Below are 18,527 nucleotides of genomic sequence, written 5' to 3'. Positions count from 1 at the left end.
CGGACCGGGGCTCCTCCGGCAGCTGGGCCCGGCCGGAGTCCGGCGTGGCCGTCGCCAGCAGCCGCAGCCGCTGGGCCAGCCAGCCGGTGACCGTCCGGGCCAGATCGCGCTGGGCCGGGTCCCCCGCCCGTGGCGTGGACGTCAGCACCGACAGCACCGCGAGCGGCGGACCGGCGTTCATCGGCACCGGGATGGCCGCCATGCAGACGCCGGGCGGGATGCTCCGGGCCTGGGAGCCACCGTCGGCCGGGTCGGCGGCCCACAGGGCGGCGCCCCCGAGGAAGGCGCCCATCGGGGCGACCGGCTCGCCCCACTCGAGGGTCTGCCACGTCCTGAGCAGCGGACCGCTGAGGCCGCTGGTGGCCACCAGCCGCAGTCCCAGCCCGTCCGGCCTGCGCAGATGTGCCATCCCGCCCAGGCCTTGGAGCCCGGCCACCAGATGGTCGAGTGCCAGCCGCAGCAGCTCCGCGTCGCCCAGGCCGCCACTCGTGGTTTCGAGCAGACTCAGCCGGGCCCGCTCCGCCTCCCGGACCGGGACGTGCTGCGGTGCCGAGGTGTCGTCCTGTGCCGGGTGCCGTTCGTTTACACCCACGCGATCACCTGCGCTCCATGCGAGGCCCGGACGGACCAGCCCGGCGCTCCGGGCCGGTCCCTCTATAAGAATATGTCCGCATTTTCAAGCGTTTCACCATTCATGGCGATATCCATTCGCCGCGGAGGGAGATCTGCGATGACCCAGCAACTGCCGTCGGCGGTGGTCGACCGTCCGGTCGTCGGCTCGTACGCGACCTACGCCGCCGCCCAGCGCGCGGTCGACTTCCTGTCCGACAACAAGTTCCCCGTCGAGCACACCGCGTTCATCGGCTCCGACCTGCGCATGGTCGAGACGGTGCTCGGGCGGCTCACCCGTGGCCGGGCCGCGCTCGCCGGGCTGGGTACCGGCGCCTGGTTCGGGCTGCTGATCGGCCTGCTGCTGTCGGTGTTCGCCCTGGGGTCGCACAACGTGTTCGTGCTGATCCTGAGCGGCATCCTCTACGGTGCCGCCTTCGGCGCCATCGCGGGCTTCGTCGGACACGCCCTGAGTGGCGGACACCGCGACTTCTCCTCCCGGAGCCAGATCGTGGCCGCCCGCTATGACGTGGTCGCCGACTCCGAGGTCGCGGAGGAGGCGAAGAACATGCTGATCAAACTGGACTGGCGGGAAGGGTGACCCGCCCGAGCGTACTAAGTTCCTTAGGAGTAAGGTGGTCGCGGTGGGCCACCCATGATTGCCTTTGTCGGAGGGGACGGCGTGAACGCGAACGGACGCGTACGGGCGGACGGTGCCCTGCGCCGCCTCCTGTTCGTTGTCGTGCTCGCGCTCGGTGTGCTGATGATGCACTCCATGGGCCACCCCGATGGCGGCTCGCACCCGGGAACGGGCATGGGCGTCTCGGCACACGCCTCCGATGGGATGCACACCGAATCCAGCGCCGACGGCTCCCGGACCGTGTCCGCCGTCGCCGCGCAGCACACTCCGTCCGCGCCCATGGCCGGGATGGACATGGCCTCGCTGTGTGTGGCGGTGCTCGGTGCGTGGGTGCTCACGGCCGTGCTGCGGGCCGCCCTCGTACGGCGCCGTGGCCCGCCCCCGCCCCGGAGCGCCCCGGTGGCCGCCGTACCGCGGCCCGTCCCTCCCTCGCTGATTCCTGACCTCACGACCTTGTCGGTCCTGCGGATATAGGCCGTACCCCTGCCACCCCGCAGAACGCGGAACACGGAATACCGACATCACACACGGCATGAGGTACATCGGCATGAGGTACATCGGCATGACCAACCACGAGAACGCACCGCGCCGTCGCCGCCTGGCGGTGGCCGGCATCGTCGCCACGGGCGCACTGCTGCTCACCGCCTGCGGTGGGAACGACGACATGAAGGGCATGGACCACGGAAGCAAGGACTCGCCCTCCGCTTCCGCCGCATCGGGTGGCTTCAACGACGCGGACGTCTCCTTCGCACAGATGATGATCCCGCACCATCAGCAGGCGCTGGAGATGGCGAAGCTGGCGGACGGCCGGGCCGGGGACCGGCAGATCGCCTCCCTGGCCGGGAAGATCGAAAAGGCCCAGGATCCCGAGATCACGACCATGAAGTCGTGGCTGAAGGCCTGGGGCAAGCCGGTCTCGCCCTCCTCCGACAGCATGCCCGGCATGGATCACGGATCGGGCGGCATGGACGGCATGGACGGCATGATGTCCAAGAAGGACATGGCCCGGCTGGAGAGCGCCAAGGGCGCCGACTTCGACCGCGCCTTCGCGCAGATGATGATCGACCACCACAAGGGCGCGATCACCATGGCCGGGGACGAGCGGAAGAACGGCCGTGACGCCAAGGCCAAGAAGCTCGCCGGGGACGTCATCAAGAACCAGTCCGCCGAGGTGATCACCCTGCGAAAGATCCTCGACCGGCTCTGAGCCGCGGCGCCCCGGGGGTGCCTACAGCATCCCCGGGGCGCAGCCGACCACCACGGGAAGCACCGGGAGGGCCGCGGCGGCCGTGGCCACCGCGAGCCGGAGGGCGGGATGCGGGCGCCGGTGCGGGCCCAGCATGCGGTGCAGCCGGACCAGGGCACCGGGGCCACCGGCCGCGAAGGCCCCGCGGGGGGTGCGGCCCGCCGCCATCTCGTACAGCGCCGTGGCGAGCGTCTCGCGGGAGTGGCGGCGCAGCGCGCGGTCGTCCGCCGCCATCTCCAGCAGCATCGCCGTCTGCTCCCGGGCGGCGCGCGCCAGTGGCAGCCAGGGGAAGGCCCTGGCGAACGCCTCGGCGGCGGCCAGCACCAGATGGTGGCGGCCCGCGATGTGCGCGCGCTCGTGATCCAGCGCGGCGTCGAGCTGGGCGCCGGACAGCGTACGCAGCGCACCCGTGCTGACGACCACCCGCGGGCAGCGCCCCGGCAGGCAGTACACGGCGGGCAGCTCATGGTCGAGGACGGTGGCGCGCAGCCGCGCCGAGCGCCGGCCGACCAGGTCCAGGACGCCCAGGTGGCGGGAGCGGGCCCGCCGAGCCCGCAGCACTTCGTGGCCGACGCGGGCGAGCGCGAGCAGCGCCACGAGGAGCGGCAGCACGGCGGCCGGGACACCGGAGGCGCCGGGCACCGGGACGCGGGCGTTCCAGGTCAGCCCGCAGAAGTGGATTAAGCCGGACATTCCCGCGTCGAGGTGTCCGGTCGGAATGGCGAGGTGGTACGCGGCCAGCGCCAGCGCGACCGTGAACGACACGGCCAGTCCCTGCCAGGCGGCCACGGCGAGCGCGGGGGAGCGGTGCGGCCAGGCGCTGCGCAGCAGGGCCCGCGGCGCCAGGGTGCCGACGGCGGCCGCGTAGCAGGACAGAGCGAGCGCCGGGATCACTCCTGGGTCCGCCGCCCGGCCGCCCGCAGTGCCTTGCGCAGGGCGCTGACCTCGTCGGGGCCCATCTGCTCGACGAAATGGGCGAGGGCCGCGGGCCGGTCCTGGCTGGTGCCCAGCGCGTCCTCCATCAGCGCGGCGGAGTACTCCTCACGGCTGCGGACCGGCGAGTACAGCCAGGCCCGGCCCTCTTTGCCGCGCTGCAGCCAGCCCTTGTTGTAGAGGATGGTGGCCACGGTCATCACCGTGGTGTAAGCGACCGGACGCTGTGTGTTGATGTCGTCGACGATCTCCCGCACCGTCGCCGGACGCTGCCACGTCCACAGACGGTCCATGATCTCCGCCTCGAGATCCCCCAGCCGCCGCATGGACGCTTCCTTCCGCCGTCAGACGCTTACCTCCGTTAGTACGGAGGCCCATAGTAGAGAGCCGTCATCCGGGGAGGGGCACCGGGGGGGAATGCCGGGCGGTCCGAGAAGATCGCCGAGAGAGTGCCGAGAGGCCGCCGACCATGCGGTGCGCCGGGGGGCTCCGCCCCTGGCCAAAGCCTCAACTGGCCTTGCGCACGATAGGATTGGCCGGACGCGTATTCAACCCGGGTAAGGCGAAAGGGAAGTCTGGATGAGTGGTCTGAGCAAGGGACTCGGGAAAATCGAGGTGGCGCTCAAGTGGGACCCCAGCCCCAGTGGTGAGGCGGCCAATGATCTCGACATCGTCGCCGGGACCTACCGGGCGACCGATCCGTACGGGGCGCCCGCGTATCTGGTGCATTTCGACAGCCGTTCGCCCGATGGCGTCATCTACCTCAACCGGGACAGCCGCACCGGCCAGGGGCTGGGCACCGATGAGGCGATGACCCTGGAGTTCGAGCGGCTGTCGGAGGAGTACTCCCGCGTCGTGGTGGGGGTGGCCATCCAGCAGAACAACGGGCGGAAGACCTTCGGCGATGTCCGGAACACCAGCGTCCGGATTGTCGAGGGATATACCGAGCTGATGGAAGGCGATTTCACCGGCGTCTCCGGAGCCACAGCAGCCACGGTAGCGGAGTTCACCCGGGACGAATCGGGGGAATGGGGAATCCACAGCGCTATCCGTGGATTCACGGTCGACCCGGAAGACTTTACGGATGTGATGGGCAAGGACTATTCCTGACCGTCCTTGTTCCTGACCGTGCCTGTGCGCTTTCGCCGTTGCCCGGGCGCACCCCGCTACGGGCCGATGTGAATCATTGACGCCCAGAACAGCGGTCTCGCGTAGCGCCGTTCAGCACGCAGCCGCTGGACCGCCCGGTGCAGCGCGCGGGCCGAGTCCGCCGTCGACCGCGCCGCGTCCAGCGCCCCGTAGAGGTCCCGGGCGAGCGCGGGTGTGACCGCGTCCTTCAGTGTCCACAGGCTGCCGACCACATGGCGGTAGCCGCACAGCTGGAACGCCGAGGCGAGCGTGATCACCTCGTCGACCAGCACGGTGCCGGGCGCGGCGGTGTGGCAGGCGGACAGACAGGCGAACTCCGCCTCGCCCATCCGCTCGGTGGCCAGGTCGTGCACGGTCAGCTCACCGCCGTGCAGCACCAGCCCACCGGCCGACGGATCCTCGGGGTCGTACGAGCCGTGGCACGCCAGATGCGCGTACGGATGGGTGCGCAGCGCGGCGAGTACGGCCCCGGGGGTGGCGTCCGCGTCCAGCAGCCGGGACTGCCCGACCGGCAGCCCGGCCACCGCGGCCAGCTCGGCGTCGACCGCGGGCAGCGGCGGAAGGGCGGTGCCGTCCGCACCGGGCGGTGGCGCGGACACTCCCACGGCGGCCAGCGTGGCCGGCCGGCCGGGCGGCGCCGCCCGCTCCCGGGCGTGCAGCAGGGCACCCAGCGTGGGGGTGTACGAGGACACCACCCGGTCCTGCACATGGCTGCCGTCCGAAGGGCACCGCGCCGCGTGCAGCGGCAGCAGGGCCAGGGGCCCGGTGGGACACCACCACAGCCGTGGCCACTCCTGCTCCCCGGCCTCCGGCCCCACCGGCCGGTCCAGCCCGAGCCGGGTGAGCACGGGGCCCGCGATGTGCTCCCACAGCCACTCCAGCGTTTCCTCCATGGTCCGCAGGTGGGTGTCCCCGTCCGTCAGGGCCGCTGCCGAGGACAGCGCCGTGACCGCGGCGTGAAAGCCCTCGGCGCGGCGGCTGACCTCGGCCCGGGTGACCCCGGCGAGCGGAAGCACCTCGACGCCACTACCGCCCTCGGCGCCGCTCCCGCCCTCGGCGCCACTCCCGCTCTCGACGTCGGCGCGCAGCAGCAGGGCGTCGCAGCGCAGCTCGGAGATGTTGAGCACCACGACCGGTCCGTGCGCGGCCACCGTACGCAGCCGCTCCCAGCCGGGCGGCCGGTGGAACCGCTCGAAGCCGCCGAGCCCCCGGATCTCGGCCAGCAGGGCGTCGAACTCCGCGGTGAGGGCGGCGCGTTGCTCGGCGGTGCCGCGCTCCTCGATCAGCGCGTCGCAGACCCGCTCGAACCGTCCGGACAGCTCGGGAGCCGCCTCGGCCAGCTCACCCTGGCGGCCCCGTAGCCGCAGCGCTTGGGCGAGCAGCACGCCACGGCCCTGTTCGAGCCGTACCAGCGCCTCCTCGGGACGGCCCGCGGTGATCTCGACGGCGGCGGCGACGCAGGCCAGCGACGGCAGCTCGCGCAACCGCACCTCCCGCGACCGCCGGTCCAGCGCCCGGCCGGTGAGCTTGGGCAGGAGATCGTCCAGCGCGACCCCGAACGCCTCCGTGGCCTCGGGCAGATGGCCGCAGTAGGCGCCGTTCAGCCCCCACAGGAAGGCCGCTCTCAGCCGGGAGCGGATGTCCTCGCCCGGGGCGAGTGCGGTGGCGCGGAACTGTGCCCTGGCGGCGAGGAGGTCCCCCGGGGCGCGGGTCGCGTCCGAACGTGCCGTCAGAAGCGCCCCCAGCTCCAGGCTCGCCACCTGCCAGTGCGGACTGGTGGCCGCGACTGTGTCGAGGACCGACCGCAGCAGCTCGGCGGCACGGTCGATCTCGGCGATCTGCCCGGTGTGTTTGCCGCGCGCTCCGCGGGCGACCGCCAGCTTGATCCGCATCACTGGGTGGTCGTGCTGATGGGGCGGGGTGGCGGCCACCGCGTGTTCCAAGTGGCGGATGGCCTCGGCCAGTTCCGCGAAGTCTCCGTGGGTCTCGAAGCGTACGTACAGCACGGCGGCCAGGTTGGTGAGCAGCTGGCCGTAGTGGGGTGACAGGGGAGCGCTGACAGCCATCGCGCTCCGGGCGGCCCCGGGCGCGGTCGACGATCCCGGCCATGTTGCGCAGGGTCTCCGGAGACAGCACCGACTCCCGGCTGTCGCCGGAGAACGGAAGCCTGACGTCGGGATCGGCCATCGCCTCGCGGATCATCCGGCGTACATTTTCGTCCAGATAGTCCCCCATGGTCGCCATTGTGACGTGCTCCGCCGCCGTGCGAGGGCGGAACGGGGTGATCCGCCGCGTACCGCACCGGGTGTACGCCGCGTCGCCGGATACACCCTGAGAAGGGGAACGGAATCCGTCTGATGTCAGCTCCGGCGTCGGTATCTCATGCCTAGGGTTCTGTCATGGATCTCCGAAAGACCCGGCTGCGCGGGCGTCGGCTGCTCGCGACGGTGGCCGCCGTCGCCGTCCTCGCGGGCGCGGGCACCTGGGCCGCCGCCGCAACCGCCGACGATGGGCCCACCGTGCACCGCGCGGACCGGGTGCTGGACATGCCGGGGACGCGCCTCGACACCTCGTACTTCACCGCGGGCCAGGGCCGCCGCCCCGCGGTGCTGCTCGCCCACGGCTTCGGGGGCAGCAAGGAGGACGTCCGGGAGCAGGCCGAGCAGCTGGCCCGGGACGGTTACGCCGTGCTGACCTGGTCGGCGCGCGGCTTCGGCAGAACGACCGGCAAGATCGGGCTCAACGACCCGGAGCACGAGGTGGCCGACGCCCGGCGGCTGATCGACTGGCTGGCGAAGCGGACCGAGGTGCGGCTCGACGCCCGGGGCGATCCGCGCGTGGGCATCGCCGGCGCCTCGTACGGCGGCGCGCTGTCGCTGCTGGCCGCGGGGTACGACCGGCGGGTCGACGCCATCGCGCCTGAGATCACCTACTGGAACCTGGCCGACGCGCTCTTCCCGAACGGCGTCTTCAAGAAGCTGTGGGCCGGGCTCTTCTTCACCACCGGCTCGGCCGATCTCGCCGGAGGGCAGCAGGGAGGCCAGCAGGGAGACCAGCAGGGCCAGGGCTCCGGGGGCGGGGCCGGACCGCAGGGCGGCGGGGGCGGTCAGGAAGGCCAGAGCGGCCAGACCGCTCCGGGCGCCCCGCCCGCAGCGGGCGGCCGGGACCAGGGCTGCGGGCGATTCGAGAAGCAGCTGTGCGCGATGTACGAGCGCGTCGCGGTCGCCGGAAAGCGGGACGACGACGCCCGGCGCATGCTGGAGGACCGCAGCCCGTCCGCCGTGGCCGACCGGATCAAGGTCCCGACACTGATCTTCCAGGGCCAGTCCGACTCGCTCTTCCCGCTCGGCCAGGCCGATGAGATGGCCAAGGCGGTCAAGGCCAACGGTGCCCCGGTCGACGTCGACTGGACCGACGGGGGCCACGACGGCGGCGACCGCGAGACCGGGCGTGTCCAGTCCCGCACCCGCGACTGGTTCGACCGCTACCTCAAGGGCGACCGGGGCACCGACACCGGGCCCGCCTTCCGCGTCACCCGCACCGGCGGCGTCGACTCCACCGACGGCACCGTCCAGATGCGCGGCGCCACCGGCGACCGCTACCCGGGCCTGGAGGACGGCCAGAAGACCGTGGCGCTGCGCGGCCGCGAGCAGTCGTTCGCGAACCCGCCCGGCGGCGGACCGCCCTCGGTCTCCACGGTGCCGGGCATCGCCGCGCTGTCCCAGGCGTCCTCGTTCGGCATCGGCGTCTCCCTCGACATCCCCGGCCAGTTCGCCCGCTTCGACTCCGCACCGCTGAAGCAGTCGATGCGGATCACCGGGACGCCCGAGGTGAAGGTCCGGGTGCGGGCGGACACCGACGACGCCGTGCTGTTCGCCAAGGTGTACGACGTCGGGCCGGACGGACAGCAGACGCTGCCCTCCCAGCTCGTCACCCCCGTCCGCGTGACCGGCGCGAAGCAGGGGAAGACCGTCACGCTCCGGCTGCCCGCCGTCGACCACGAGGTGATCGCGGGCCACTCGGTGCGGCTCGTGCTCGCCTCCACCGACCTCGGCTACGCCTCCCCGGATCAGCCCGCCACGTACCGCGTCGCGCTCGCGGGCGACGGCCTGACCGTGCCGACCGCCCCCGGGGTGCACACCGAAGCCGCCTCGCTGCCGTGGTGGGTGTGGGGGCTGCCGCTGGGCGGCGCCGTGGTGGCGCTCGCCCTGCTGCTGACCGGGAGGCGGCCGACGTCCGCGCCGCCGCCCGACCCCGAACTCGCCGACGTGCCACTGCAGATCACCGATCTGAGCAAGCGCTACGCCAAGTCCGCCGACCGGTACGCCGTACGCGACCTCTCCTTCCGCGTCGAGAAGGGGCAGGTGCTCGGGCTGCTCGGGCCGAACGGCGCCGGAAAGACCACCACACTGCGCATGCTGATGGGGCTGATCAGCCCGGACGGTGGCGAGATCCGCGTCTTCGGCCAGGCCATCAGGCCCGGCGCGCCCGTCCTGTCCCGGGTCGGCGCCTTCGTCGAGGGAGCGGGCTTCCTGCCGCATCTGACCGGACGCGCCAACCTGGAGCTGTACTGGCGCGCCACCGGACGGCCCGCCGAGGACGCTCACCTGGCGGAGGCGCTGGAGATCGCCGGGCTCGGCGACGCGCTGGAGCGCGCGGTGCGTACGTACTCCCAGGGCATGCGGCAGCGGCTGGCCATCGCCCAGGCCATGCTGGGCCTGCCGGATCTGCTCATCCTGGACGAGCCGACCAACGGCCTCGACCCGCCCCAGATCCGCGAGATGCGCGAAGTGATGATCCGGTACGCGGCCGCAGGGCGCACGGTGATCGTCTCCAGCCATCTCCTGGCCGAGGTCGAACAGTCCTGCACCCATCTGGTCGTTATGGACCGAGGCCGGCTGGTGCAGGCGGGTCCAGTGGGGGAGATCACCGGCACCGGGGAGAGCCTGCTGGTCGGCCACGAGGGCGAGCTGAGCGACGCCCTGGTCGACAAGGTGAGTGCCCTGCCCGGCATCACCTCCGCCGCCCGCACCGACGCCGGGCTGCTCGTCCTGGTCGACGGCGCCACCCCGGCGCGGCTGCTCGCCGAGCTGGTGCGGCTGGAGATCCCGGTGACCAGCTTCGGGCCCAACCGGCGCCTGGAGGACGCGTTTCTGACGCTGATCGAAGGAGGATCCGCATGAGCACCCCTGTGGCGCCCGTGACGGAGGCGGCGCCCGGCTACCGGGCGCGCCACACCCTGCCCCTGCGGGTCGAGGCGGTACGGCAGCTGCGCCGGCGCCGCACTCTGGTGATGGGCGTGGTGCTGGCCGGGCTGCCGTTCGTCCTCGTCGCCGCGTTCGCGATCGGGGGCACGCCGGAGGGGCGGGACGACCGGGTCACCCTGATGGAGACCGCCACCTCCTCGGCCGCCAACCTCGCGGCCACCGCGCTCTTCGTCTCGGCGGCCTTCCTGCTGGTCGTGCCCGTGGCGCTGTTCTGCGGCGACACCGTCGCCTCGGAGGCCAACTGGTCCTCGCTGCGCTACCTGCTGGCCGCGCCCGTGCCCCGGGCCCGGCTGCTGGCCGGAAAGCTGGCCGTGGCGCTCGCGTTCAGCGCGGCCGCGATGGTGCTGCTGCCGCTCGTCGCGCTGCTGGTGGGGACGGTGGCGTACGGCTGGGGGCCGCTGCGCCTGCCCACCGGGGGCGAGCTGGGGACGGGGGACGCGCTCGTCCGGCTCGCCCTGGTGGTCACGTACATCTTCCTGTCCCAGCTGGTCACCGCCGCCCTCGCGTTCTGGCTGTCGACCGTCACCGACGCACCGCTGGGCGCGGTGGGCGGCGCGGTCGGGCTGACCATCGTGGGCAATGTGCTGGACGCCGTCACGGCGCTGGGCTCCTGGCGTGAGTTCCTGCCCGCGCACTGGCAGTTCGCCTGGGCCGACGCACTCCAGCCCCATCTGGAGTGGGGCGGAATGCTGAAGGGGACGGCGGTGTCGGTGACGTTCGCGCTGGTCCTGTTCGCTCTCGCCTTCCGCGGCTTCGGCCGGAAGGACGTGGTGTCCTAGCCAGGGCCGCCGCCGTCCCGGACGCCGGTCAGTAGTCCTTGAGCGTCAGCGAGTTGACCACCTTGTAGAAGTCGTCGGTGTACGCGTCCTGGTCGCCCTCGCTGACCTCGGCCTCCATCCGCTCCCGGTTGGTCAGGGCCAGGTCCTGGTTGGCGGTCACGAAGTCGCGCAGTTCGCGCTCGTAGGCGGCGAAGGCCGTGGTGTGGTCACCCGCCGCGGCCTTCAGCTCGCCCGCCAGGACATACGCCCCGACCAGGGCCATGGAGGTGCCCTGGCCGGAGGCGGGCGAGCCGCAGTAGCCCGCGTCGCCGAGCAGCGCCACCCGGCCACGGGACCAGGAGTCCATACGGATCTGGGCGATCGCGTCGAAGTGGAAGTCGGGGGCGCCCCACATGTACTCCAGCAGCCGTGGCATCTCCCAGCGCGCGTCCGCGTACTGCTCGGCCACCAGCCGCTTGTGCTCCGAGGCGGTCCGGTCGCCGAGCACCCGCGCGGGCGGCTCGTCCGAGTCGAACCCGACATAGACCCGGGCCTCGGTGTTGTCGCGGACGCTCATCACCATCCCGCCCCACGGGCCGTCGCCCTCCATCAGGTAAGCCACCTGCCAGCGGTCGAGACCGAGATAGTTCGGCACGGTCCACACCGCCAGATAACCCCCCAGCGGACGGAGGAAGTTCTCCTCCGGGCCGAAGACCAGCCGACGGGTGCTGGAGTGCACCCCGTCCGCGGCCACCACGAGATCGAAGGTGCGCGACAGACCGCTGCGGAAGGTGACGGCCACTTCGCCGGTGCTCTGGGCGAGTGCGGCGATCGAGTCGTCGAAGATGTATTCGATGTCCTTTCCGCCCGCGCCGACGAGAATCGTCGCCAGATCGTCGCGGAGAATCTCGACGTCGGGCCGGTCGAGCCGACCGCCGCTCGCGGTCCATTCGGTGGTGCTGGACAGTTCCTTTCCGTCGCCGTCGACCGTCGACATACCGCGCAGACCGGTGCTGTGAGCCCGGATCTCGTCCAGGACCCCCATGCGTTCGCACACCTCCAGCGCTGTGCCCCGGACATCGATGGCCTGTCCTCCGGGCCGCAGCCCGGCGTACCGCTCCACCACGGTGACCTCGCATCCGTAGCGGTTCAGCCAGTACGCCAGAGCCGGTCCGCCCACACTGGCCCCGGAAATCAGGACTCTCATATTCCGCATCGCGAACTCCTTTTCCATCCCCCGAATCGCTTCTTCTCGCAAGAGTGAGCGATGCCACCGACACCGCGCCGACGCTTCACCGACGCACCGCCTACGCGGCACCGACAGGCCGCCGACAAGGCCGAACGCCGTGCGAACCACCAGAGCGCAGTGATCGATTAATGAGAGTGTTACCTGATGGTGTTGTGCGGTTCTGTTGTCATCGATGAGACTGGGGCTTCCGACTGGCCCGTACAAAAAGCCGGTTGGTTCGCACTGGTGACGTTCGGTCCTCCCCCCACGATCCGAACAAGGATGGGACCCATGCACATTTCGCTGGAACACGCTCGCGTGTCCCGCGGCCCGGCAAGAGCGGTAAGCGCCTGTCCCGGGCGGCGCCGGAGACCCTGCCCCGGTGGCAGCGGACCGGCCACGGCCTCCGCGTAGCCCTCTCGAAAAACCTCACGCGAAGCCTCACCAACGGCGATTCGCCATTCCACAAGCCCTCTCGGGCAGATAGACGGCCACGCTCGGCATGCCCCCGCGCGGACGGGATGTCCGCGTGCCCGGCATCATGCGCCGTTCGGTGACGCACGAACCTGGCAAGGAAGGAACTCCTCAGGTGCTCATTTCGCACCATCCGCGGTCACTCGAATCATCCGCAGAACCGCCCGAAGGACCGTCCGAGCCCGGCGAGTCCGGGACGCCCCGGGTCACCGCCGGCGGCCCGAGCGGACATGTGCTGGCGGTCGGCGCGCCCGGCCCCGGGATCGACCGGCTGACCCGGACCCTGGTGTCCGCGGGCCATGAGGTGAGCCACGCCCGGCCCGGAGAAGTCGACCAGCGGCTCCGGCAGACCCCGCCCGACGCGATCGTCGCCCTCGACGGCGGCCACGACGGACTGGACGTGATCCGCGAGGTCCGGGCCGCCCCCGCCGGGCGGGCACTGCCCCTGCTCATGGTCGCCACGGACCCCGCGCCCACCGGCATCGCCGACATGCTGCGCGGCGGTGCCGACGACTGCGTACCGGACACCTCCGACCCCGTCGAACTGTCCGCCCGCATCGAGGCCAAGCTGCGCCGGGTCCCGGTGCCGGTCGAGAACCTGCTGCTGGACCCGCGGACCGGCCTCTACTCCCAGCCGCACTTCCTGGGCGAACTCGACCGGGAGCTGAAGCGCGCCGACGACAGCCGCAGTGGCGGCGTCGTGGCCATGGTCGGCGTCGCCGAGATGGCCGCGCTGGAGGCCCGGCTGGGGCCCCGGGTGCGCCGCGAGGTCGCCGAGCGGCTGGCCGGTGTGGCGGAGAAGCTGGGCGGGGTGTGCGACCGGCTCGGCTGGGACGAGGACGGGCGGCTGCTGATGCTGATGCCCGGCGTCGACGAGGACACCGCGCTCCGCGGCCTGCAGAAGTTCGCGAACACCGTGGCCGGGACCCGCTTCGTCGTCGCCGACGAGAACGTCCGGCTGACCCCGGCCATCGGCTGGACCCCGCTCGCCGACTGCCCCGACCGCCACCAGGCCGTGGACCAGGCCCGGGACGCGGTGGCCGAGTCGATCCGCCACCGGGATCTGCGGCCGGTCAAGTACGCGGCCTGGATGCGCGGTACGCCCCGCGGGCGGCGCCGCCTGGCCGTGGCGGTGCGGGCCCTGCTCTCCGCGCTATCTCCCTTATTCGTCCTCGTGCTCGGCGTCGCCATCCCCTTCGTGTTCTACCAGCAGATGTACGAACTGGGCTGGGACATCGGATCGGCCGCCTACTGGGTGGTGGTCGGGGGCCTCATCGTCTCCGCGGTGCTCATCGTGCTGGAATGCCTCTTCTCGCTCGACGCGAAGTCCCGCCCCGAGCGGCCCGCACAGCCGTATCCACCGGCCAGCGCCGTCATCGCCGCCTATCTCCCCAATGAGGCCGCGACCATCGTCGACACCGTCGAATCGTTTCTGCGGCTGGACTACCCCAACGAGCTCGAAATCGTGCTCGCCTACAACACCCCGCATCCGATGCCCGTCGAGGACACCCTCCGGGACATGGCCCGCCGCGATCCGCGTCTGGTGCTGCTGCCGGTGGCGGGGTCCACCTCCAAGGCGCAGAACATCAACGCCGCGGTCACCCGGGTGCGCGGCGAAGTGGTCGGCATCTTCGACGCCGACCACCACCCGGCTCCCGACGCCTTCCGGCACGCCTGGCACTGGCTGTCCCACGGCTACGACGTGGTCCAGGGCCACTGCGTGATCCGTAACGGTGACAGCTCCTGGGTCGCCAAGCTGGTGGGTGTGGAGTTCGAGGCCATCTACGCCGTCAGCCACCCCGGCCGCACCCGGCTCTACACCTTCGGTGTCTTCGGCGGCTCCAACGGCTTCTGGCGCACCGATCTGCTCGCCCGCACCCGGATGCACGGCTCGATGCTCACGGAGGACATCGACGCCACCATGCGCGCCCTCCACGAGGGCGCCAAAATCGCCACCGACCGCACCCTCGTCTCCCGCGAGCTTGCCCCCACCACCGTCAAGGCGCTGTGGAACCAGCGGTCGCGCTGGGCGCAGGGCTGGCTGCAGGTCTCGCTCAAGTACCTGTGGGGCGCGATGCGTTCACCGGACTTCACCTTCCGTCAGAAGGCCGGGCTGTTCGTGCTCCTCGGCTGGCGTGAGGTACAGCCGTGGCTGACCCTGCAGATCCTGCCCGTCCTGCTGTACGCGGCGTGGCGCGCGGGCGGCCCGGGTGAACTCGACTGGGCGGTGCCGCTCTGCCTGCTGGCCACGCTGTTCACCCTCTCCGCCGGAGTGGTGCAGGCGCTGTTCGCCTGGCGGCTGGCGATACCCGAACTGCGCCGCCGCAAGGCGTGGTTCTGGCGGTATCTCCTCGTGTCGACCTTCTTCTACAGCCACTTCAAGAACATCGTGGCCCGCCAGGCGCTTCTCAAGGAGGTGCTGCGGGACCACCAGTGGCGGGTCACCCCGCGGTCCGGCGGCGACAAGGCGGTGCCCCGCGCATGAGCACCCTGTCCACGGTCAACAACAACCACAGCCACCCCGCCGCGGCCACCGCCGTGAAGCCCGCGCAGGCCACGACCGCCCGCCGCCGCAACGGTGAGATCCAGGGCTACCGGGGGCTGGCCGCGATGGCCACGGTCGTCTTCCACGTGTGGCAGCAGTACTTCACGTACGACGCGGACGGCTCCCATCCGCCGGTGGCCAACCCCTACGCGAACGCGCTCGTCTCGCTCGAGGTCATCGACTTCTTCTTCGTCCTGTCCGCGTATCTGCTGACCCTGTCGTACGCGCGCGCCGCGATCGACGGCGGCTCGACCAAGCCCGCCCGGGTGTTCCTCTTCCGGCGCGCCATCCGCATCGTGCCGCTGTACTTCCTCGCCATCCTGTTCATCTGGTCGACCCGCAATCCGTCCCTGCCCGGGGACTGGGGGGACCTGCTCCGGCATCTCACCTTCACCCAGGTCTTCGACAAGGAACAGATCTTCTACACCATCGGCCCGACCTGGTCGCTGTCGCTGGAGATCATGTTCTATCTGGCGCTGGTCGGGATCGGCCCGCTGGCCGCCCGGGTCTGCCGGCGGCTGAGCAGCCGGGGCGCGCGGGTGGCGGTGTGCGCCGCCGGATGCGCGCTGCTGTACATCGGGCCGATGGTCTGGATCGCCGTCGCGCACTACGGGTTCGAGGTGCCGCACACCGAATGGCCGGTGTACTTCGGGCCGCAGGCCCGCTTCGGCGGATTCGCGGCGGGCATGGCCCTCGCGGTGCTGACCGTCGCCCTCGGCGAGCGCGGACGGCTCGGCCCGAAGGTGGCGATCCCACTGCGGGTGGCGCCGCTGGTGGCCCTGTACGTGCTGTCGCTGCTCAGCGCGGACCCCGAGGACTTCGCCACCACCTTCTACCACCCGCTCTCGGGCCTGATGTGGACCGTGCTGCTCTTCGCCACCCTCCATGTGCGGAAGCAGGGGCGGCTTGAGGCGTGGTTGTCGGCCCGGTGGCTCACCGCGATCGGACTCGCCAGCTACAGCCTCTTCGTCTGGCACGAGCCCATCATGCTCGGCCTCTACGAGGCCGGAGTGCTGCCGCCCGCGGGTCAGGAGGGCTTCCCGCTCGCCGTGCTGACCGTGCTGGTGGTGGCGGTGGCCGCGGCGGTGGTGAGCTACTGGGTCATCGAGTACCCGGCGAGCCTGCTCGGGCGGCTGAAGGACGCCAAGGGGCGGCCGCGGGACTTCTATCCGGACGTGGCGCGCTAGCAACGTGCCACCGTAAGCGCCGGTGTGTCATGAGTTGTCCCCGGTGTGCGGCTCTTCGCACACCGGGGACCCATGACTATGATCTGGCTTGTTCTTGACGTGATAACGGGGAGACATCAACGATATGGGCCGACACAGCCGCCCCACCCCTGCCCAGCAGGCCCGAGCCACATCCCTCAAGGCGGCCGCCGCCCTCGGCGTGGCCGGGACCATAGCCTTCGGCCTTCACTCCTCGGTCGGGGGCGACAAGTCCACCGAGGCCCGCTCCGATGTCCACGCGGCTCAGGAGCAGGGACCGGACATCGATCCCACGGCCGAGGACACGCCCACGGGCAGCCATATTTCGCCTTCCCAGTCTGCGAAGCCCCGGCCGCTCGCGGACCAGACGGACCACACCGACAGCACGAGCGGTTCGGGGGGCGGTACGGAGCCCTCCGCGGCGGCCACCCCGTCGCAGACGCCCAGCGCGGACCCCTCCACGCCCTCCGCGCCCGCGCACACCGATGCGGCCACCTCGCCCGCCCAGCGTGCCGACCAGACCCCCACCGACGCCTCGTCGCCCGCCGGAACCCCCAGCGACGGCCCGACCGCTCCCAACGCCCCGAGCGGGCAGCCCAGTGAGTCGCCGCAGCCGGGGAACGGCAGCGACCACGGGAAGGGCGGCGTGGTCGGCGGTGTGGTGGACGGCCTCGGCGACACCCTGGACGGTGTGGTCGGCGGCCTGACCGGCGCGCTCGGCGGCTGACCGCTCGCCACCCCGCCCCGGATCGGGGCGGGGTGGGCTGCGCGGACGGGGCGGACTATCCCTTGGCCAGCGCCTTCAGCGCGGCCAGACTGCCGTTGAACCGGTTGTGGTCACCCACCACCGGCCCCGTGGAGGTGTACTGCCAGAGGGTGTGGGTCTTCCACCCCGTCGGCAGCGCCCCCGGCGTGGCCGCGTAGCGCGCCACCCACAGCGGGTTCTTCGAGGCGAAGGCGCCGCTGTTACCGGTGCAGGACCGCCACCAGCTGGTGGTCGTATAGATCACCGGATCGCGGCCGGTACGGGATTTCACCCGGTCGCTGAAGTCTTTGATCCAGCTGACCATCTGCGCCTTCGTCTTGCCGAAACAGGGCGCGCCGTACGGGTTGTACTCCATGTCCAGCACGGGCGGCAGCGTCTTGCCGTCGTCCGACCAATCGCCCCCGTTGCGCACGAAGAAGTCCGCCTGCGCCGCGCCACTGGACTTGTTCGGCAGGGCGAAGTGATAGGCGCCGCGGATCATGCCTTGCTTGAAGGCGCCGTTGTATTGCGAGGAGAAGGCCGGGTTCTTGTACGTCGTGCTCTCGGTGGCCTTGACGTAGGCGAACCGGACGTTCTTGCTCCAAAGGGATGTCCAGTTGACCGAGCCCTGGTGGTTGCTGACGTCGACGCCCTCCACCGTCCCGGCGCGCGGGGTGGCCGCCGGGGCCGACTTCGGGGCGGCCTCGTGCGTGGAGAGGGTCGAGCCCATCCAGTCGCGCTCGGGGTGTGGGACGGACGAGGAGGGGGCGGGGCCGGCGGCGGAGTCGGTGCCGGAATCGGTCGTCGACGCCATCGCCGGTACGAGAGTGGCGAGGGCGGCGGCGCCGACCGCGGCCCCCAAACCGCCGATGGCATACGGCGAACGCCAGCGCGAGGGGGCCCGGTGTCGCCCCTTTCCGGCCTTTAAGGACATCTGTTCCTCCGGAATTGGTGCTCCGTGGGGAGAGCAGTCCGCACCGAAGGTACGCGCGTAGATGAAACGCGCGGAAGAGATTTTGCAAATTCCATGGGCCGACTCCGTTTCACCACCGACACGTTGGCGATATGGGCGGCGATAAAGTGGAAAGCCTTGAATTTACGGGGAAATCAGTCCTCCGCGGGCGCGGCGGCATACCCCGCCACCATGGCCCGCGCCGACCGCGTCGCCCGCGCGGCAACGTCCTCCACCACCTCGTCCGGGTCACCGAACACGCCGTCGAGCAGCAGGGTGGCGTACCCGCGGGCCAGCGCCTGCAGCGCCTCCAGCAGCGCCACCGCCACCGCCCGCTCCTCCGGTACCACCTCGAAGGCGCTCGGCAGCAGCAGGTCCACGAACTCCCGCTTGGCTTTCAGCACCTCGGGGTGGGCGGTGCGCACACCGGAGGCGTAGAGCAGTTCGCACCCGCCCCGGATGCGGGCGGCCGCGCGCACGACGCTGCCCGCCATGGTGGCCAGCCGTTCCTGCGGTGACTCGACCGTGGCCACCGCCTCCAGGTAGATGGCCCGCAGCCGCCGCGAGACCTCCAGCGCGGCGGCTCCCAGCAGCGCGTCGCGGTCGGCGAAGTGGCGGTAGGGCGCGGCGGGGCTGACGTGGGTGCGGCGCGCGGCCTCCGCGACGGAGAAACCGCGCACCCCGACCTCGTCGACGATCTCCAGCGTCGCCCGCACCAGCGCGGCGGCGAGATCGCCGTGGTGGTACGTGGCGCGCCCCTTGCAGGTGGGTGCCAT

General features: G+C 71.5%; 15 protein-coding genes and 1 pseudogene. 9 read left to right on the top strand and 7 right to left on the bottom strand.

The features are described from left to right. Positions 1-592, bottom strand: a pseudogene (locus ACZ6CL_RS38740) (hypothetical protein); the annotation flags it as partial. A 138-nt stretch (positions 593-730) separates the two neighbouring features. Here ACZ6CL_RS38740 and ACZ6CL_RS38735 point away from each other — a divergent pair. The 3 genes from ACZ6CL_RS38735 (at position 731) to ACZ6CL_RS38725 (ending at position 2,456) form a co-directional block, all read left to right on the top strand. Further along, positions 731-1,210, top strand: coding sequence for a YflT domain-containing protein (locus ACZ6CL_RS38735; protein WP_468945226.1), 480 nt, complete (start codon positions 731-733; stop codon positions 1,208-1,210). A gap of 81 nt (positions 1,211-1,291) precedes the next feature. Further along, entirely contained in the window at positions 1,292-1,723 is a 432-nt protein-coding gene (locus ACZ6CL_RS38730; RefSeq protein WP_468945224.1) for a DUF6153 family protein, read from the top strand. Positions 1,724-1,811: 88 nt separating this feature from the next. Beyond that, the gene (locus ACZ6CL_RS38725; RefSeq protein WP_468945221.1) at positions 1,812-2,456 is read left to right on the top strand and encodes a DUF305 domain-containing protein; all 645 of its coding nucleotides are present in this window, start codon (positions 1,812-1,814) and stop codon (positions 2,454-2,456) included. 21 nt (positions 2,457-2,477) lie between these two features. Here ACZ6CL_RS38725 and ACZ6CL_RS38720 read toward each other — a convergent pair whose 3' ends face one another. Together ACZ6CL_RS38720 and ACZ6CL_RS38715 are read right to left on the bottom strand one after the other, a co-directional pair. After that, on the bottom strand, positions 2,478-3,389 hold the full coding sequence (locus ACZ6CL_RS38720) for a M56 family metallopeptidase (protein ID WP_468945219.1): 912 nt from the start codon (positions 3,387-3,389) through the stop codon (positions 2,478-2,480). Continuing rightward, positions 3,386-3,754 carry a BlaI/MecI/CopY family transcriptional regulator gene (locus tag ACZ6CL_RS38715; RefSeq protein ID WP_468945217.1) on the bottom strand — a complete coding sequence of 123 codons (369 nt, stop codon included), beginning with the start codon at positions 3,752-3,754 and terminating at the stop codon, positions 3,386-3,388. The genes ACZ6CL_RS38720 and ACZ6CL_RS38715 overlap by 4 nt, the downstream gene beginning before the upstream one ends. 253 nt (positions 3,755-4,007) lie before the next feature. Here ACZ6CL_RS38715 and ACZ6CL_RS38710 point away from each other — a divergent pair, with 253 nt between their 5' ends. Next, the gene (locus ACZ6CL_RS38710) at positions 4,008-4,538 is read left to right on the top strand and encodes a TerD family protein (RefSeq protein WP_468945215.1); all 531 of its coding nucleotides are present in this window, start codon (positions 4,008-4,010) and stop codon (positions 4,536-4,538) included. Between the two features lie 56 nt (positions 4,539-4,594). On the opposite strand, the gene ACZ6CL_RS38705 is transcribed toward ACZ6CL_RS38710, so the two are convergent. Then, positions 4,595-6,643, bottom strand: a complete 2,049-nt coding sequence (locus ACZ6CL_RS38705; RefSeq protein WP_468945212.1) for a CHAT domain-containing protein — start codon at positions 6,641-6,643, stop codon at positions 4,595-4,597. Positions 6,644-6,976: 333 nt separating this feature from the next. Between ACZ6CL_RS38705 and ACZ6CL_RS38700 the strand changes: the two genes are divergently transcribed. After that, on the top strand, positions 6,977-9,760 hold the full coding sequence (locus ACZ6CL_RS38700; RefSeq protein ID WP_468945210.1) for an alpha/beta fold hydrolase: 2,784 nt from the start codon (positions 6,977-6,979) through the stop codon (positions 9,758-9,760). Next, on the top strand, positions 9,757-10,623 hold the full coding sequence (locus ACZ6CL_RS38695; protein ID WP_468945207.1) for an ABC transporter permease: 867 nt from the start codon (positions 9,757-9,759) through the stop codon (positions 10,621-10,623). The genes ACZ6CL_RS38700 and ACZ6CL_RS38695 overlap by 4 nt, the downstream gene beginning before the upstream one ends. A gap of 28 nt (positions 10,624-10,651) precedes the next feature. Here ACZ6CL_RS38695 and ACZ6CL_RS38690 read toward each other — a convergent pair whose 3' ends face one another. Next, positions 10,652-11,818: an FAD-dependent monooxygenase gene (locus ACZ6CL_RS38690; RefSeq protein ID WP_468945205.1), complete on the bottom strand. Its 1,167-nt coding sequence runs from the start codon at positions 11,816-11,818 to the stop codon at positions 10,652-10,654. Positions 11,819-12,419: 601 nt separating this feature from the next. Here ACZ6CL_RS38690 and ACZ6CL_RS38685 point away from each other — a divergent pair. The 3 genes from ACZ6CL_RS38685 (at position 12,420) to ACZ6CL_RS38675 (ending at position 16,781) form a co-directional block, all read left to right on the top strand. Next, positions 12,420-14,789, top strand: a complete 2,370-nt coding sequence (locus ACZ6CL_RS38685) for a glycosyltransferase (RefSeq protein WP_468945202.1) — start codon at positions 12,420-12,422, stop codon at positions 14,787-14,789. Then, complete coding sequence (locus ACZ6CL_RS38680; RefSeq protein WP_468945199.1) at positions 14,786-16,036, top strand: acyltransferase family protein; 1,251 nt, start codon at positions 14,786-14,788, stop codon at positions 16,034-16,036. Before ACZ6CL_RS38685 ends, ACZ6CL_RS38680 begins: the two co-directional genes overlap by 4 nt. A 124-nt stretch (positions 16,037-16,160) precedes the next feature. Continuing rightward, positions 16,161-16,781, top strand: a complete 621-nt coding sequence (locus tag ACZ6CL_RS38675) for an extensin (protein WP_468945197.1) — start codon at positions 16,161-16,163, stop codon at positions 16,779-16,781. A 55-nt stretch (positions 16,782-16,836) separates the two neighbouring features. Here ACZ6CL_RS38675 and ACZ6CL_RS38670 read toward each other — a convergent pair whose 3' ends face one another. Both ACZ6CL_RS38670 and ACZ6CL_RS38665 read right to left on the bottom strand, forming a co-directional pair. After that, positions 16,837-17,661 (bottom strand): lysozyme, encoded by an 825-nt coding sequence (locus ACZ6CL_RS38670; RefSeq protein ID WP_468945194.1) that lies wholly within the window; start codon positions 17,659-17,661, stop codon positions 16,837-16,839. A gap of 245 nt (positions 17,662-17,906) precedes the next feature. After that, entirely contained in the window at positions 17,907-18,527 is a 621-nt protein-coding gene (locus ACZ6CL_RS38665) for a TetR/AcrR family transcriptional regulator (protein ID WP_468945192.1), read from the bottom strand.

Source organism: Streptomyces sp. NPDC041200, from assembly GCF_055591805.1.
This window is presented reverse-complemented; position numbering and strand designations above follow the sequence as displayed.

Excerpts from the sequence above, each read along its gene's own strand:
- ACZ6CL_RS38735 (WP_468945226.1), top strand. The coding sequence starts at position 731 with ATGACCCAGCAACTGCCGTCGGCGGTGGTCGACCGTCCGGTCGTCGGC.
- ACZ6CL_RS38725 (WP_468945221.1), top strand. The coding sequence starts at position 1,812 with ATGACCAACCACGAGAACGCACCGCGCCGTCGCCGCCTGGCGGTGGCC.
- ACZ6CL_RS38715 (WP_468945217.1), bottom strand. The coding sequence starts at position 3,754 with ATGCGGCGGCTGGGGGATCTCGAGGCGGAGATCATGGACCGTCTGTGG.
- ACZ6CL_RS38710 (WP_468945215.1), top strand. The coding sequence starts at position 4,008 with ATGAGTGGTCTGAGCAAGGGACTCGGGAAAATCGAGGTGGCGCTCAAG.
- ACZ6CL_RS38705 (WP_468945212.1), bottom strand. The coding sequence starts at position 6,643 with ATGGCTGTCAGCGCTCCCCTGTCACCCCACTACGGCCAGCTGCTCACC.
- ACZ6CL_RS38700 (WP_468945210.1), top strand. The coding sequence starts at position 6,977 with ATGGATCTCCGAAAGACCCGGCTGCGCGGGCGTCGGCTGCTCGCGACG.
- ACZ6CL_RS38695 (WP_468945207.1), top strand. The coding sequence starts at position 9,757 with ATGAGCACCCCTGTGGCGCCCGTGACGGAGGCGGCGCCCGGCTACCGG.
- ACZ6CL_RS38690 (WP_468945205.1), bottom strand. The coding sequence starts at position 11,818 with ATGCGGAATATGAGAGTCCTGATTTCCGGGGCCAGTGTGGGCGGACCG.
- ACZ6CL_RS38680 (WP_468945199.1), top strand. The coding sequence starts at position 14,786 with ATGAGCACCCTGTCCACGGTCAACAACAACCACAGCCACCCCGCCGCG.
- ACZ6CL_RS38675 (WP_468945197.1), top strand. The coding sequence starts at position 16,161 with ATGGGCCGACACAGCCGCCCCACCCCTGCCCAGCAGGCCCGAGCCACA.
- ACZ6CL_RS38665 (WP_468945192.1), bottom strand. The coding sequence starts at position 18,527 with ATGGCACCCACCTGCAAGGGGCGCGCCACGTACCACCACGGCGATCTC.